The organism is Pseudomonas sp. HMSC065H01 (assembly GCF_001815235.1).
GTDB classification, from domain to species: Bacteria; Pseudomonadota; Gammaproteobacteria; order Pseudomonadales; family Pseudomonadaceae; genus Pseudomonas; species Pseudomonas aeruginosa.
Map to the genome: position 1 here is coordinate 1 of NZ_KV819910.1, position 1340 is coordinate 1340.

Below are 1340 nucleotides of genomic sequence, written 5' to 3' on the forward strand. Positions count from 1 at the left end.
TTCGTGGATACGCTCGACGAAGCGGTTGAAGGAAATGGCCAGGGCCCCGAACTCATCGTTGCTGGTGACCTTCAGGCGCTTGGTCAGGTCGCCTTCGCCCTGGGCGATGTCCTGCATGGCGCGGCCCATGTCGGTGAGCGGCTGCATCAGTACGCGGATCAGCATGCCGAGGAGGAGGACGATGGCGACCACCGCGATCAGCGCGGCGACGATCGCCGAGGTACGCAGCTTGGTGAGCATGGCATAGGCCTTGTCCTTGTCCACAGAGATGCCGATGTACCAGTCCAGGCCGGACAGGCCCTTGACCGGAGAGAAACTGAGGATCCGGGTGTTGCCGTGCAGCTCGGCCTCGCTGAAGCCGCTGCCGATCTTCGGCGTGTTGCGTGGGTAGACGTCGCTGAGGCTCTTCATGACCTGGTCCTTGTCCGGATGGACGAGGATCTTGCCGTCGCCGCTGACCAGGAAGGCGTAGCCCATGCCGCCGAAGTCCAGCGAGTTGATGATCTTCACCACCGTCTGCAGGCTGAGGTCGCCGCCGACCACGCCGAATGGCTGGCCGCCCTGGCGCGCCGGGCTGGCGATGGTCAGTACCAGCTCGTGGATGGCCGGCTCCATGTAGGGTTCGGTGAGGGTGGTCTGGCCGGCGCTGGTGGCGGCGTTGTACCAGGGGCGGCGGCGCGGGTCGTAGTCGGCCGGCAGGTCGCTGGTGGGGCGCGCGGTGTAGGTGCCGTCGGTCTGCCCCAGGTAGGTGAAGAGGAAGGTCGAGCCCAGCAGCGGCTGTTCCAGCAGGGCCTGGGTGGTCTCCGGGCTGTGGTCGCGGGCCAGGGTCTGGGCCAGGTTCTCGATCAGCAGGATGCGCCCGCTCAGCCAGTTCTGCACGTTGCTGGCGGTGATCTCGCCCATTTCGTGCAGGTAGTCCTCCAGGTCCTCGCGGATCGAGGCACGCTGCAGGGAGTCGTTGTAGAGGGTGAAGAGGGAGAAGGTCGCGATCACCACCAGCGCGGCGGCGAGCAGGATCTTGTGGCTGAACTTGAGACTTTTGATCATGGTTTCTTGCATCCGGGAGGCGCGGGCGCGCTGTCGTGAACAGCCCCAGTTGGATCGCAACTGCAAGGCTTGCCGTGTCTGTCGGCGGCAAGTCCGGAAGCTTTAGCGCAACGGATGAATGGTTTCACCGAATGCGACCTGGAGAACGAAAAAAAGCGCCCGTGGGCGCTTTTCGTCGGCAGGGCGGATAACCGCATCGCGGTTGTCCGCCGGTTCGGCGACGAGACCGGCCGGTCTCAGATCTTGAAGCTGTCCACCAGTTGGCGCAGGCGCCCGGCCTGGGTTTCCAGCTC

Annotated in this window: 1 pseudogene; it reads right to left on the minus strand. The window is 64.9% G+C overall.

The window, feature by feature from the left end:
• Positions 1-1047: pseudogene (gene pctB / locus HMPREF3014_RS24100) on the minus strand (methyl-accepting chemotaxis protein PctB); the annotation flags it as partial.
• Positions 1048-1340 lie beyond the last annotated feature (293 nt).